Below are 13914 nucleotides of genomic sequence, written 5' to 3'. Positions count from 1 at the left end.
CCCCACCATGTCCGCCCACCCCGCCGCCAGCCACCCACATTCCGAAGGGGAGTACGAGGATCTTCTGAGCCTCTGGTCCGACCTGGAATCGGCGCTGTCGGTGCTGCTGGCCCGGCCCCTGCAGGTGCAGGACTTCCCCGGCAAGGTGCGGCAGTTCGACGTGTGGCTGCAGGACCTGGTGGCACATGACATCGATGCGGCGCTGTACCTGATGTTCCAGCTGGCGTCCACGTCCACCGTGGGCTACAGCGCCTCGCACGCGCTGGTCTGCGGCACGCTGTGCCACATCATGGCGCTCGAACTCAAGCTGCCCCAGCGCGAGCGTGACAGCCTGGTGCGTGCAGCACTGACCATGAACATCGGCATGACCGCGCTGCAGGACGAACTAGCAGAGCAGCGCGAGCGCCCCACCGCCGCACAGCAGGAAGCCATCAAGAGCCACCCCGAAGAAAGCATGCTGCTGCTGGAGCGCCTGTTCATCAGCGATGCGCTCTGGCTGGACGTGGTGGGCCAACACCACGCCAGCATTGCCGAGCGCGTGCCGCTGGCCAACCAGGACCCGGAAGACCGGCTCACGCGCATCCTGGGCACCATCGACCGCTATGCGGCCATGATCAGCCCGCGCAAGTCGCGCGCAGGCCGCAGCGCCACCGATTCGGTGCGCGCCATCGTGGGGCAAGAGGTGGATCAGCGCGACGAGGTGAGCTACACCCTCGTGCGCTCCATCGGGCTGTGCCCGCCGGGCACGTTTGTGAAACTGGACAACGGCGACACCGCCATCGTGCTGCGCCGCAGCGACAAGGCCAACCATCCCCTGGTGGCCAGCCTGCTCGACCGCAGCGGCAACCACCAGGCCCAGCCCAGCCTGTACCAGACAGCCTCGGGAAAGCCGCGCATCCAGTCGGCCCTGGCGCGCTCGGCCGTGAGCCTGGAACTCAACCACCGCACCATGGTGCGGCTGGGTTTGTATGCTGCCCAGCACAGCGCCGGGTTGCGCGGGCTGGTCACGGGGCCCGGAACGCTCTGAGCCCCGCCAGCCCTTTGGGCAGGGGCACGCCCGCAGCCCCTTCAGTGCTTGGGCGCTTTGCCCGCTGCAGCCTCGGCAACTGGCTTGTCTTTCTTGCTGCCCAGACGGGACTCCTTGCCCGCCACCAGGCGCTGGATGTTTTCCTTGTGCCGCCAGGCCAGCAGCAGTGCCATCGCCACCATCGCAGCGGCAATCGTGCCCTCGGCATACCAGACCACACCGTCCACCAGCAGGTAATAAACCGGGGCAAACACGGCTGCGACCAACGAGGCCAGCGATGAATAGCGGAAGAAAAAGGCGATGATGACCCAGGTCAGCGCAGTGGCCAGGCCCAGCCAGCCGCTGATGCCCACCAGCACCCCCAGCGCCGTGGCCACGCCCTTGCCGCCCTCAAAGCGGAAGAACACGGGCCAAAGGTGCCCCAGAAAAGCCGCCAGCCCCACCAGGGCCACGGTACCGTCCTCCAGGCCGTAAGGGTGGCCGAACCACATTACCAGCGCCACTGGCAGCCAGCCTTTCACGGCATCGAGCAGCAGCGTGATGATGGCGGCGGCCTTGGAGCCCGAGCGCAGCACATTGGTGGCGCCCGGATTCTTGCTGCCGTAGGTGCGCGGGTCACTCAGGCCCATCACACGCGTCACGATGACGGCGAACGACAGCGAACCCAGCAGGTAGGCGGCCACAGCGGCAAGAACGGGATAAACGGCGGTCAAAGCAACTCCTTGGAAATCAAATGGTCAGCCTTCTGAGGGGTTGCATCGCGCGGCGACCTATTCTGCCAGCGCACATTGCACGGGTTTGGCGCCCAGCAGCTGCACACACACCTGCGGGTCCAGCTGCACCAGAAAGCCCCGGCGCCCGCCATTGATGGCGATGCGGGGCAGCGCAAGGATGGTCTCTTCGATGTAGACCGGCATGGTGCGCCGCGTGCCAAACGGGGATGTGCCTCCCACCAAGTAGCCGCTGTGCCGGTTGGCCACCTCGGGCGCGCAGGGCTCGACCGACTTGGCGCCGATCTGGCGCGCGAGGTTCTTGGTAGAGACCTTGCGGTTGCCGTGCATCAGCACCAGGAGCGGCTTGGCGTCCTGGTCCTGCATGACGAGGGTTTTGACCACGGTGAACGGGTCCAGCCCCAGCACCTCGGCGCTGTGCATGGCACCGCCGTGCTCCAGGTACTCATATGGGTGTTCGGTGAAAACCACCTTGTTCGCCTTGAGCAGCTGGGTGGCTTGGGTCTCGGAAACGTGTTCTTTCTTGGCCATGGTGTGGTGCGGATAGGGCACCGATGGTATCCGTATCCAAATGTGAGCGCGTTGAATCCTGCAGCGAGGTGTCAGAACACCGTGGCAGGCGCTGCTGCGGCCTTACGGCGTCGCCCCACCTTGCGCTTGCCGTACTCCTCAATGGCCACCACCAGCGCTTGTGTGAACTGCTGCACCAGAGCGGAGGGCATACGCCCCTCGGCGGCCAGCACCTGCAGGCGCCGCTGCTGCAACTGGGCTTCGTCAAACGGCCGGGCCGCCAGCAGGCCCGCCTCCACCCAGCGCGCCGCCGTGAGATAGCTGGCCAGCACCACGTCCTGCCCGCTCAGCAAGGGCAGGAGGGCCGACGAGAAATTGCTCTCCACAGCGGGCACATAGCGCAGGCCCTGCACCGCACAGCTCAGGTCGAACAACTGCCGCCCCGTGGTGTTGGCCGCGCCCAGCAACAGCGGGTAGCGCACCACATCGGCCACGCGCACGCTGCGCTGGCGCGCCAGCGGGTGCTGTGCGGGCATGACGGCGTAGATGGGGGCGATGGCTGAGTGCAGCACCTGCAGGCCCTTCTCGGGTGCCATGCTGTACTTCAGCGCCAGATCGGCCTCGCCGCGCAGCACCAGGGCCGACACTTCTTGCGGCACGGCCACCTGCAACTGCAGTTGCACCTGCGGGTATGCCTGCCGAAAACCCGCCATGACCAGCGGCATGAAGGCTGCAGCAAACCCTTCGGTGCAGGCCAGCCGCACCCGCAGGGCGCCTTGGGCGGACAAATCCTGCAATTGCTCGACCAGCTCCAGCGCCTGCGCGTCGTGGGCACTGGCATGGGCCAGCAGCCGGGTGCCCGCCTCGGTCAGGGCCATGCCCCGCGCCTGGCGTTCGAATAGCACCACCCCCAGGCTGTCTTCCAGCTTGGCCAGTTGGCGGCTCACGGCCGAGGCGGCCACATGCAGGCGTTGCGCCGCTTGGTTGACAGACCCGGTGCGCGCGACTTCCAGAAAGTAGCGCAATGGAAGACTGAGGAAGGAAACAGGCATGGCTTACCACCCACAAAAAGGCAATACTCAGTTGCCAAATCTCTATTCCAAGCAATGGTAAACCAGCATCCATCTTGCATGGCTTGAGGCTCCAATTCACCCATGCCCCATCGCACCCGCTGATGCCGGGGCGCTTTCCACCGGAGTCCGCATGAAACACCTTGTTCGAGCCTCTTTGTCGTCTGCAGCCCTGGCCATCCTCGCCAGCGCCAGCAGCCTTTCGTTTGCCCAGGCCACCTCGCCGTCAGATGCCTGGCCCCAGCGCGCCGTGCGCATCGTGGTGCCTTTCCCGCCCGGTGGCGGCACCGATGCCGTGGCCCGCGCCCTGGGGCAGAAGCTGTCCGCACGCCTGGGCCAACCGGTGGTCACCGACAACAAACCCGGCGCGTCCACCATCATCGGCACCGAAACGGTGGTCAAGGCCGATCCCGACGGCTACACGCTCTTGGTATCGGGCTCCACCAGCTACACCGTGAATGCCGCGCTGCGTCCCAAACTGCCCTACGACCCGCTCAAGGACCTGGCCCCCGTGGCCATCGTTGCGCGCGCGCCGCTGGTGATCGTGGTCAACGCCAACTCGCCCTACAAGGACCTGGCCGCGCTGATGGCAGCAGCCAAGGCCGCGCCCAAAACCATCAACTACGCCACGTTCGGTTCGGGCTCGGCCCCGCACCTGGTCGGCGCGTTGCTGGAACAGGCAGCCGACGTTCGCCTGCAGGACGTGCCCTACCGGGGCAGCGCACAAGCCATGATGGGATTGATCGGCGGCGAGATCCAGATGGCCATCGACACCGTGGCCAGCGCCGCGCCGCATGTGCGCTCCGGCAAGTTGCGTGCCTTGGCGATTGCGGGCAATGAGCGTGCCCGCGCCCTGCCCTCGGTGCCCACGGTGGTGGAGCAAAAACTGCCCGACGCGGCCTTTGACGGCTGGTACGCCGTGGCCGCCCCTGCACGCACGCCCGCGCCCATCGTGGACAAGCTGATCAAGGAAGTGGAAGCCGCCCTGCGTGACCCCAATCTGCAAGAGCAGATCCGCGCCCAGGGCATGGAGCCCGTGTTTGTGGGCCCCAAAGCCATGCACACCGCCATGGACAACGAAATTGGCCGCTACCGCGCACTGGCCCACCGCGCCAAGATCGTGGTGGAGTGACGCCCCACCCAACCAGGACCCGCACGATGACCCGACAACACCTGATCGACAACGTCCAGCGCTACTTTGACGATGGCCGCTTTGCCACCGACCTGCGCCGCCGCGTGGCGTGGCGCACCGAAAGCGACACCGGCAAGGTGCCGCCCGAGTTGCGCGCCTACCTCACCGACGAAATGCTGCCCTGGCTCGCGCCCCTGGGTTTTGAATGTGAGGTGCTCGACAACCCGTCGCCACAAGGCGGCCCCTTTTTGGTGGCCCGCCGCGTGGAAGACCCCGCCCTGCCCACCGTGCTCACCTATGGCCACGGCGACGTAGTCAACGGGCAGGACGCGCAATGGCGCGAGGGCCTCTCGCCCTGGGAGCTGACCATCGAAGGCGAGCGCTGGTACGGCCGGGGCACGGCCGACAACAAGGGCCAGCACACCGTGAGCCTGGCCGCACTGGCCCACACCATCGAGGCCCGGGGTGGCCGCCTGGGCTACAACGTGACGCTGCTCATGGAGATGGGTGAAGAAGCGGGTTCGCCCGGCCTGGCCGCCTTCTGCGAGCAACACCGCGATGCGTTGAAGGCCGACCTGTTCGTAGCCAGCGACGGCCCGCGCGTGAATGCGGGCCACCCCACCCTCTTTCTGGGGTCGCGCGGTGCGATCAATTTCTCGCTCGCCGTGCGCAGCCGCGACAAGGCGTATCACTCGGGCAACTGGGGCGGCGTGCTGGCCAACCCAGCCACGGTGCTCACGCACTCGCTGGCCACGCTGGTGGATGGAAAGGGGCGCATCCTGGTCAAAGGCCTGCTGCCCCCGGCGGTACCCGACAAGCTGCGCACCGCCCTCCAGGACGTGGTGATTGGCACCGGTGCCGACGACCCCGCGCTCACTCCCGGCTGGGGGGAGCCTGGCCTGACACCGGCTGAACAGTTGGTCGGCTGGAACACGCTGGAGGTGCTGGCGCTGGGCGCAGGCAACGCACAGCGGCCCATCAATGCCATCCCCGCACAGGCGGTGGCGCACTGCCAGCTGCGTTTTGTGGTGGGCACCGATTGGCAGAACGTGCAGGCCACGCTGCGCGAGCACCTGGACGCGCATGGCTTCAGCCAGGTCGAGATCACCATGGGCATGCACTGCGGCGCCACGCGGCTCGACCTGCACAACCCCTGGGTGGACTGGACAATGGCCTCGCTGCAGGCCAGCGCAGGCCAGCCCGCAACGCTGTTGCCCAACCTGGCGGGCTCGCTGCCCAACGACATCTTTGCAGACCAGCTGGGCCTGCCCACGCTGTGGGTGCCCCACTCGTACCCCGCCTGCGCCCAGCATGCGCCCAACGAGCATTTGCTGGCGCCCGTGGCACGCGAAGGGCTGGCGGTGATGGCCGGTTTGTTCTGGGACCTGGGGGAGGCCCAAGGCACGCCGTGGACTGAAGGACGCACCACCCGCCAGGAGGCGACGGCCTAAAGGCTGTGCACGACGATTCGCCAATAAACAAAGGGGCCCTGCGGGGCCCCTTTGTTTTGCTCGTGCAGAGTCACAGGGCCACGCCCTGCCCCCGGTCACAGCGCCGGGTCGCGCAGCTCCCAGCGGATCGCGTCGATGGCCTTCAGCACTTCGGGAGACAGCGCCGTCCCCCAGGCGTTCAGGTCTTCCTCCAGTTGCGCCACGGATGTCACGCCGATGATGGTGCTGGCCACCTGCCACTTGGTGTAGCAGAACGCCAGCGCCATCTGCGTGGGCGTCATGCCGTTGGCACGCGCCAGCGCGTTGTAGCGGCGGGAGGCAGCCAGCGCCTCGGGGCGGCCCCAGCGCTGTTTGCGCACGGATTCATACGATGCAATGCGCGCACCCTGGGGGGCATTCGGGCCGGTGATGCCACTTTCGTCGTATTTGCCCGTCAGCAGCCCAAAGCCCAGGGGCGAGTAGGCCAGCAACGACACATCCAGGCGATGGCAGGTTTCGTCCATGCCATTTTCCCAGGTGCGGTTGATCAGGCAGTACGGGTTCTGCACGGTGGCGACACGCGGCAGGCCGTGCTGCTCGGCCAAGCGTACGAACTCGTGCACGCCATAAGGGGTTTCGTTGGACAGGCCGATGTAGCGCACCTTGCCCGCCTTCACCAGCCCGGCCAGCGCTTCCAGCTGCTCGCGGATGGGGGTTTGCGACGTTTCCTTGGCGGGGTCGTAATACATGTTGCCGAAGGCGGGTACATGGCGCTCGGGCCAGTGGATCTGGTAGAGGTCGATCACATCGGTCTGCAGGCGGCGCAGGCTGGCGTCGCACGACGCCACGATGTCGGCCGGGGTCATGCCCTTGCCCTCGCGCACCCAGGGCATGCCACGCGATGGGCCGGCCACCTTGGTGGCCACCACCAGCTTCTGGCGCGCGCCGGGGTTCTTGGCAAACCAGTTGCCGATGATGGTTTCAGTGGCGCCAAAGGTCTCGGCCTTGGCAGGCACGGCATACATCTCTGCCGTGTCGATAAAGTTCACGCCGCGCGCAAGCGACTGGCTCAGGATGGCGTGCGAGTCGGCCTCATTGACCTGCTCGCCGAAGGTCATGGTGCCCAGGCAAATGGGGGTGACAAGCAGGTCACTCTGACCCAAGCGGACGGTGTTCATGCGGTGAAGGCTCCAGATGGTGGAAAAGTAAACAGGGCCTGCTGCGGCCCCGGCTGGCGATGGTACAAGTGATTGCCAAAACCTGCCGGGCGCCGGACTCCTTGGCGACAGCACCGCCCCCCGGGCGACGGCGTCATCGACGTACCATTGGCAGAGCATGTACCAAGTTCTCAAACCCTCGCGCAGCAGCACGCTGCCCATGCGCCACCTGAACTACCACGTCCGCCACTGGGGGCCGGACACCAGCACCTTGCCCACGCTGGTGCTGCTGCACGGCTGGATGGATGTGAGCGCCTCGTACCAGTTCACGGTGGACGCGCTGCAGCACGAACGCCGCATCATCGCCCCCGACTGGCGTGGCTTTGGCCTGACCACCGGCGCGCCGGTAGACCACTATGTGTTTGCCGACTACCTGGCCGACCTGGATCTGCTGCTGGACCACTACGCCCCCGGCGAAGCCATCGACCTGGTGGGCCACAGCATGGGCGGCAACGTGGCCATGATGTATGCGGGCGTACGACCCGCGCGCATCCGCCGCCTGGTGAACCTGGAGGGCTTTGGCATGCCCGCCACGCGGCCTGCGCAGGCGCCCAAGCGCTACGCGCAGTGGATCGACGAGATCAAGCAGTTGCACACTGGCGACATGGCGCTCAAGAGCTACGACAGCCAGGAAGGCGTGGCCCGCAGGCTGATGAAAACCAACCCGCGCCTGTCCGAAGACAAAGCCCAATGGCTGGCAGGCCACTGGGCGCAGCCCAATGCGCAGGGCCAGTGGGAGATATTGGGCGACCCGGCCCACAAGATCACCAGCGCCCAGCTGTACCGCCTGGACGAGGCAATGGAGCTGTACAAGAACATCACCGCGCCCGTGCTGGCCGTGGAGGCCAGCGACGACAGCCTGGGCCAGTGGTGGAAGGGCCGCTACACGCTGGAGGAATACCACCAGCGCCTGACCCATGTGGGCAACTGCCGCACGGCCGTGGTGCACGACGCCGCGCACATGCTGCACCACGACCAGCCCGCCCAGGTGGCATGGCTGATCGAGGAGTTTCTGGAGCAGCCCTGACGCAGATTTGAATCAAATCAGGCCCTACCGCCTGATGGATAAGCTTTTATAGCTATCATTTTTGATTCAACAGCACACCAGGAGGGCCCCTGCCAACCCGGGCCCACGCGCTCCAAAGCCCTTCGCAGGGCTTTGGCAGGGCGGTTTGTCATCCCATGAGAAAATCGCGGGTTATTCCACAGAACACCCAGGACAAGAATCATGGACGCAGAACGCATCAACCTCATCGGCACCACCCTCAGCGACCTGGCTCTGCGCACGGCAGAGTTACGGAGGTATCTTTGACTTCGATGCCAAATTTGAACGCCTGCGCACGGTAAACGCGTCGCTGGAAGACCCTTCGGTCTGGAACGATCCCAAGAAGGCCCAGGAGCTGGGCAAGGAACAGAAGTCGCTCTCCAGCGTGGTCGTCACGCTCGACAAGCTCACCCGCGATCTGGCCGACAACGCCGAGCTGTACGAGATGAGCAAAGAGGAAGGCGATGAAGCCGGCCTTTTGACCATCGAGTCAGAAGCCGCCACGATGCGCGCAGCGGTGGAAGAGCTGGAGTTCCGCCGCATGTTCCGCAACGAGGCCGACCCGCTCAACTGCTTTGTGGACATCCAGGCCGGCGCCGGTGGCACCGAGGCCTGCGACTGGGCCAGCATGCTGCTGCGCCAGTACCTCAAGTACGCCGAGCGCAAGGGCTTCAAGGCCACCGTCGAAGACGAGACCCCCGGCGATGTGGCGGGCATCAAGAGCGCCACGATCAAGATCGAAGGCGAATACGCCTTTGGCCTGCTGCGCACCGAAACCGGCGTGCACCGCCTGGTGCGCAAGAGCCCGTTCGACAGCTCGGGCGGCCGCCACACCTCGTTCGCCTCGCTGTTCGTCTACCCAGAGATCGACGACTCCATCGAGATCAACATCAACCCCGCCGACGTGCGCACCGACACCTTCCGTGCCTCCGGCGCGGGCGGCCAGCACATCAACAAGACCGACTCGGCCGTGCGCCTGACGCACATCCCCACCGGCATCGTGGTGCAGTGCCAGGACGGCCGCAGCCAGCACAGCAATCGCGACGTGGCCTGGCAGCGCCTGCGCAGCCGCCTGTACGACTTTGAAATGCGCAAGCGCATGGAAGAGCAGCAGAAGCTGGAAGACACCAAGACCGACGTGGGCTGGGGCCATCAGATCCGCAGCTATGTGCTGGACAACAGCCGCATCAAGGACCTGCGCACCAACGTCGAAATCTCGGCCACGCAGAAGGTGCTGGACGGCGACCTGGACGCCTTCATCGAAGCTTCGTTGAAGCAAGGCGTGTAAGCGATGCCGACGCGGATACGCACCGACGCCATCATCTTCGACATGGACGGCACCATGATCGACTCCATGCCCTGGCACGCCCAGGCGTGGGTCGAGTTTGCACGCCGCCGGGGCATGGACATCGACGTGCCCGACCTCATGGCGCGCACCACGGGCCGCAATGGCACCGAGTGCATCGTGGAACTGCTGGGCCGCCCCGTGTCGCAGGACGAGGCAGACGCGCTCACGCACGAAAAAGAAACCATCTACCGCGAACTGTTCGCCCCCCGCTTTGCCGAGGTGGCGGGCTTTCGCCAGTTTGCCGCCCAGGTCCGCGCACGCGGCCTCAAGCTGGCCGTGGGCACGGCGGGCGACATCGGCAACGTGGAATTCGCCCTGGGCCACCTCGGCCTGGAGCCCGCGCCGCAGGCCATCGTGCGCGGCGACGAGGGCCTGCCTGGCAAGCCCCAGCCCGCCATCTTTCTCGAAGCCGCACGCCGCATCGCGGCTGACCCGGCGCACTGCATCGTTTTTGAAGATGCGCCCTTTGGCATTGAGGCCGCGCGCCGCGCGGGCATGCGCGCCGTGGCCATCTGCAGCACCCACACGCCCGAGCAACTGGCCGGGCCCCACGTGCTGGCCGCCGTGCGCGACTACACCGAACTCATGAACACCGACTTTCTGGAGAGCATCCATGTTGCAGCAACTGCTTAGCGCCGACGGAAGTGGAGACGGAGCAGGCCAGACCATCGCCATCCGCCGAGAGGACTACACCGCCCCCGCCTACTGGATCGACAGTGTCGAGCTGACCTTCGACCTGGACCCGGCCAAGACCCGCGTGCTCAACCGCATGACGGTGCGCCGCAACCCCGCAGCCCCCGCCCAGCCACTGAAGCTCGACGGCGAAGACCTGAACCTGGCCCGTGTGCTGGTCAACGGCCAGGGCACCTCGTTCAAGATGGAAGGCGCCCGCCTGGTGCTGGAGAACCTGCCCGAAGGCGAAGAGCCCTTCGCGCTGGAGATCTTCACCACCTGCTGCCCCGCCAAGAACACGCAGCTCATGGGCCTCTATGTGAGCCAGGGCACGTTCTTCACGCAGTGCGAGGCCGAGGGCTTCCGCCGCATCACCTACTTCCTGGACCGCCCCGATGTGATGGCCAGCTACACCGTCACGCTGCGCGCCGACAAGGCCCAGTACCCGGTGCTGCTTTCCAACGGCAATCTGGTGGACAGCGGCCCGCTGGAAGACGGCCCCAATGGCGCACGGCATTTCGCCAAATGGGTGGACCCGCACAAGAAGCCCTGCTACCTGTTCGCCCTGGTGGCAGGCAAACTGGTGGCGCGCGAGCAGCTCATCAAGAGCCGCTCGGGTAGCGACCACCTGCTGCAGGTCTACGTGCGCCCCGGTGATCTGGGCAAGACCGAACATGCCATGAACTCGCTGATGTACAGCGTCGCCTGGGACGAAGCCCGCTTCGGCCTGCCGCTGGACCTGGAGCGCTTCATGATCGTCGCCACCAGCGACTTCAACATGGGCGCCATGGAGAACAAGGGCTTGAACATCTTCAACACGAAGTACGTTCTGGCCAGCGAATCCACCGCCACCGACACCGACTTCGCCAACATCGAAAGTGTTGTCGGCCACGAATACTTCCACAACTGGACGGGCAACCGCGTGACCTGCCGCGACTGGTTCCAGCTGAGCCTGAAGGAGGGCCTCACCGTCTTCCGCGACCAGGAATTCAGCATGGACCTGGCGGGCAGCCCGTCCGCCCGTGCCGTCAAGCGCATCGAGGACGTGCGCGTGCTGCGCACGGCGCAGTTCCCCGAAGACGCGGGCCCGATGGCCCATCCGGTGCGGCCCGACAGCTACGTCGAGATCAACAACTTCTACACCGTCACCATCTACGAAAAGGGTGCGGAAGTGGTGCGCATGCAGCACAACCTGGTGGGCCGCGAAGGCTTTGCCAAAGGCATGAAGCTGTACTTCGAGCGCCACGACGGCAAGGCCGTGACCTGCGACGACTTCGTGCAGGCCATTGCCGATGCCAACCCGGGCAGCCCGCTGGCGCAGCACCTGCCCCAGTTCAAGCGCTGGTACAGCCAGGCTGGCACGCCCCGCGTGCGCGCTACGGGCCGCTATGACGCTGCCACGCGCTGCTATGCGCTCACGCTGTCGCAAAGCTGCGCGGCCACGCCCGGCCAGAGCGAGAAGCAGCCTTTCGTCATCCCGGTGGAGTTGGGCCTGATCGACGCCAGCGCCGGCGCCGCACTGCCCCTGCACCTGTCGGGCGAAGAATCGTCGGGCAGCACCTCGCGCGTGATCGTGCTCACCGAGGCATCGCAGACCCTGACCTTCACCAACCTGGATGCCGAGCCCGTGCCCTCGCTGCTGCGCGGCTTCAGCGCGCCCGTGGTGCTGGACATCGACTACACCGACGCACAGTTGCTCACCCTGCTGGCACACGACGCCGACGCCTTCAACCGCTGGGAAGCCGGTCAGCGCCTGGCGCTGCGAATCGCTATTAATTCAATAGCTAACAACGCTTTACAGATAGGCGGAAACGGCCGATTTGAGCATAAAATTCTGCCTGCAGAGTTTGTGGAAGCCATGCGCGCCGTGCTGCGCAACCCCCTGCTGGATGCCGCCTTCAAGGAACTGGTGCTCACGCTGCCGTCTGAAACTTACATTGCAGAGCAGCAGGACATGGTGGACCCCCAGCGCATTCACGCCGTGCGCGAAGCCATGCGCGAGCAACTGGCCGTCTCGCTGCAGGCCGACTGGGAATGGGCCTGGGAACAGAATCAGGACACCGGCGGCTACCGCCCCGATCCCGTTTCCTCCGGCCGCCGCGCACTCAGCGGCCTGGCGCTGCACATGCTGTGCATTGCCGCACAGAAGACGGGCGATGCAGTCTGGCCCGGCAAGGCCTACCAGCGCTTCAAGGTGGCGGGCAACATGACGGACCGCTTCAACGCGCTCACCGCCCTGGTGGCCAGTGGCAGCGAGCTGGCCGCCCCGGCGCTGGCGCGCTTTCACGCCCTGTTCAAGGACGAGCCCCTGGTCATCGACAAGTGGTTCGCGCTGCAAGCCGGTGCGCCGGACCGGGGTGGCAATGTGCTACCCGCCGTGCGCCAGCTCATGGCACACCCGGACTTCAGCCTCAAGAACCCGAACCGCGCGCGCAGCGTGATCTTCAGCTACTGCAGCGCCAACCCCGGCGCCTTCCACCGTGCCGACGCGGCAGGCTATGTGTTCTGGAGCGACCGCGTGATCGAGCTGGACGCCATCAACCCGCAGGTCGCCGCCCGCCTCGCGCGCGCGCTCGACCGCTGGAAGAAGCTGGCAGACCCTTGGCGCAGCGCTGCCCGCGAGGCCATCGCCCGCGTTGCAGCCAAGCCCGATCTGTCCAACGACGTGCGCGAGGTCGTCACCCGCGCCCTGGCCGACTAACCCACCTGAAAGCAAAACTCCCATGGCAAAAAGCATCAGCCTGACCCGCTACCTTGTTGAGCAGCAACGGGTGGACGGCCTCATCCCCTCGCAGCTGCGCCTGCTGCTCGAAGTGGTGGCCCGCGCCTGCAAAAGCATCAGCCACGCCGTGAACAAGGGCGCGCTGGGCGGCGTGCTGGGCACGGCCAGCAGCGAAAACGTGCAGGGCGAGATCCAGAAAAAGCTCGACATCATCGCCAACGAGGTGCTGATCGAAGCCAACGAATGGGGCGGCCACCTGGCCGCCATGGCGTCCGAGGAAATGGACGGCATCTACCTGGTGCCCAACCGCTACCCACAAGGCGAATACCTGCTGCTGTTCGATCCCCTCGACGGCTCCAGCAACATCGACGTGAACGTGAGCATCGGCACCATCTTCAGCGTGCTGAAGAAGCCCGATGGCGACCGGGGTGTGGAGGAAGGCGACTTCCTGCAACCCGGCACGCAGCAAGTGGCCGCGGGCTACTGCATCTATGGCCCGCAGACCACGCTGGTGCTCACCGTGGGCGACGGCGTGGCCATGTTCACGCTCGACCGCGAGCAGGGCTCGTTCGTGCTGACCGAAGAGAACATCCGCATTCCTGAGGACACCAAGGAGTTTGCGATCAACATGAGCAACATGCGCCACTGGGACGAGCCCGTGAAGCGCTACATCGACGAATGCCTGCAGGGCAAGGAAGGCCCGCGCGGCAAGGACTTCAACATGCGCTGGATTGCCAGCATGGTGGCAGACGTGCACCGCATCCTGACCCGTGGCGGCGTCTTCATGTACCCCTGGGACAAGCGTGAACCCAACAAGCCCGGCAAGCTGCGCCTGATGTACGAGGCCAACCCCATGGGCTGGCTGGTCGAGCAGGCGGGCGGCGCCGCCACCAACGGCAAGCAGCGCATCCTGGACATCCAGCCCACCCAGCTGCACGAGCGCGTCAGCGTGATCCTCGGCTCAAAAAATGAGGTCGAGCGCGTGACAAGCTACCATTCCAAGCTATAAT

12 protein-coding genes are annotated in these 13914 nt (G+C 65.8%); 8 read left to right on the top strand and 4 right to left on the bottom strand.

Translation table 11 applies throughout. From position 1 onward, the window contains the following. Positions 1 to 7 precede the first annotated feature (7 nt). On the top strand, positions 8 to 1027 hold the full coding sequence (locus ACSQ3O_RS10240) for an HD-GYP domain-containing protein (protein ID WP_137746453.1): 1020 nt from the start codon (positions 8 to 10) through the stop codon (positions 1025 to 1027). 41 nt (positions 1028 to 1068) lie between these two features. Here the strand turns inward: ACSQ3O_RS10240 and plsY are convergent, their stop codons facing one another. From plsY to ACSQ3O_RS10225, 3 genes are all read right to left on the bottom strand, one after another. Next, positions 1069 to 1740: a glycerol-3-phosphate 1-O-acyltransferase PlsY gene (gene plsY, locus ACSQ3O_RS10235; protein ID WP_436138771.1), complete on the bottom strand. Its 672-nt coding sequence runs from the start codon at positions 1738 to 1740 to the stop codon at positions 1069 to 1071. Positions 1741 to 1797: 57 nt separating this feature from the next. Then, positions 1798 to 2289, bottom strand: a complete 492-nt coding sequence (locus tag ACSQ3O_RS10230; protein ID WP_137746451.1) for an aminoacyl-tRNA deacylase — start codon at positions 2287 to 2289, stop codon at positions 1798 to 1800. A 71-nt stretch (positions 2290 to 2360) separates the two neighbouring features. Next, the gene (locus ACSQ3O_RS10225; protein ID WP_436138770.1) at positions 2361 to 3320 is read right to left on the bottom strand and encodes a LysR family transcriptional regulator; all 960 of its coding nucleotides are present in this window, start codon (positions 3318 to 3320) and stop codon (positions 2361 to 2363) included. 151 nt (positions 3321 to 3471) lie between these two features. Here ACSQ3O_RS10225 and ACSQ3O_RS10220 point away from each other — a divergent pair, with 151 nt between their 5' ends. Beyond that, positions 3472 to 4470, top strand: a complete 999-nt coding sequence (locus ACSQ3O_RS10220) for a Bug family tripartite tricarboxylate transporter substrate binding protein (RefSeq protein WP_436138769.1) — start codon at positions 3472 to 3474, stop codon at positions 4468 to 4470. Between the two features lie 26 nt (positions 4471 to 4496). Further along, positions 4497 to 5921: a M20 family metallopeptidase gene (locus ACSQ3O_RS10215; RefSeq protein ID WP_436138768.1), complete on the top strand. Its 1425-nt coding sequence runs from the start codon at positions 4497 to 4499 to the stop codon at positions 5919 to 5921. 95 nt (positions 5922 to 6016) lie between these two features. Here ACSQ3O_RS10215 and ACSQ3O_RS10210 read toward each other — a convergent pair whose 3' ends face one another. Continuing rightward, positions 6017 to 7078, bottom strand: a complete 1062-nt coding sequence (locus ACSQ3O_RS10210) for an aldo/keto reductase (RefSeq protein ID WP_436138767.1) — start codon at positions 7076 to 7078, stop codon at positions 6017 to 6019. Between the two features lie 157 nt (positions 7079 to 7235). Between ACSQ3O_RS10210 and ACSQ3O_RS10205 the strand changes: the two genes are divergently transcribed. From ACSQ3O_RS10205 to ACSQ3O_RS10185, 5 genes are all read left to right on the top strand, one after another. Next, positions 7236 to 8144, top strand: a complete 909-nt coding sequence (locus tag ACSQ3O_RS10205) for an alpha/beta fold hydrolase (protein WP_436138766.1) — start codon at positions 7236 to 7238, stop codon at positions 8142 to 8144. 201 nt (positions 8145 to 8345) lie between these two features. Further along, positions 8346 to 9450, top strand: a protein-coding gene (gene prfB, locus ACSQ3O_RS10200; RefSeq protein ID WP_109790915.1) for a peptide chain release factor 2 whose coding sequence is annotated in 2 segments (ribosomal slippage) — positions 8346 to 8426 and positions 8428 to 9450 — 1104 coding nt in all. Because the reading frame shifts where the segments join, the coding sequence is not laid out codon by codon here. Positions 9451 to 9453: 3 nt separating this feature from the next. Further along, positions 9454 to 10143, top strand: a complete 690-nt coding sequence (locus ACSQ3O_RS10195) for an HAD family hydrolase (RefSeq protein WP_436138765.1) — start codon at positions 9454 to 9456, stop codon at positions 10141 to 10143. Next, entirely contained in the window at positions 10124 to 12883 is a 2760-nt protein-coding gene (gene pepN, locus ACSQ3O_RS10190; RefSeq protein ID WP_436138764.1) for an aminopeptidase N, read from the top strand. Before ACSQ3O_RS10195 ends, pepN begins: the two co-directional genes overlap by 20 nt. A gap of 22 nt (positions 12884 to 12905) precedes the next feature. Continuing rightward, complete coding sequence (locus tag ACSQ3O_RS10185; RefSeq protein ID WP_298450996.1) at positions 12906 to 13913, top strand: class 1 fructose-bisphosphatase; 1008 nt, start codon at positions 12906 to 12908, stop codon at positions 13911 to 13913. The last annotated feature ends 1 nt before the right edge of the window (position 13914 follow it).

Origin of the sequence: Acidovorax sp. LjRoot74 (assembly GCF_964254355.1) — a bacterium.
Classification (GTDB): Bacteria; Pseudomonadota; Gammaproteobacteria; order Burkholderiales; family Burkholderiaceae_C; genus Acidovorax.
Note: the sequence above shows the minus strand (reverse complement) of the source record. Positions and strands in the feature narration are given on the sequence as shown.

Coding starts and splice junctions, on each gene's coding strand:
- ACSQ3O_RS10220 (WP_436138769.1), top strand. CDS start 3,472: ATGAAACACCTTGTTCGAGCCTCTTTGTCGTCTGCAGCCCTGGCCATC.
- ACSQ3O_RS10185 (WP_298450996.1), top strand. CDS start 12,906: ATGGCAAAAAGCATCAGCCTGACCCGCTACCTTGTTGAGCAGCAACGG.
- ACSQ3O_RS10215 (WP_436138768.1), top strand. CDS start 4,497: ATGACCCGACAACACCTGATCGACAACGTCCAGCGCTACTTTGACGAT.
- ACSQ3O_RS10195 (WP_436138765.1), top strand. CDS start 9,454: ATGCCGACGCGGATACGCACCGACGCCATCATCTTCGACATGGACGGC.
- ACSQ3O_RS10210 (WP_436138767.1), bottom strand. CDS start 7,078: ATGAACACCGTCCGCTTGGGTCAGAGTGACCTGCTTGTCACCCCCATT.
- ACSQ3O_RS10240 (WP_137746453.1), top strand. CDS start 8: ATGTCCGCCCACCCCGCCGCCAGCCACCCACATTCCGAAGGGGAGTAC.
- pepN (WP_436138764.1), top strand. CDS start 10,124: ATGTTGCAGCAACTGCTTAGCGCCGACGGAAGTGGAGACGGAGCAGGC.
- ACSQ3O_RS10230 (WP_137746451.1), bottom strand. CDS start 2,289: ATGGCCAAGAAAGAACACGTTTCCGAGACCCAAGCCACCCAGCTGCTC.
- ACSQ3O_RS10225 (WP_436138770.1), bottom strand. CDS start 3,320: ATGCCTGTTTCCTTCCTCAGTCTTCCATTGCGCTACTTTCTGGAAGTC.
- ACSQ3O_RS10205 (WP_436138766.1), top strand. CDS start 7,236: ATGTACCAAGTTCTCAAACCCTCGCGCAGCAGCACGCTGCCCATGCGC.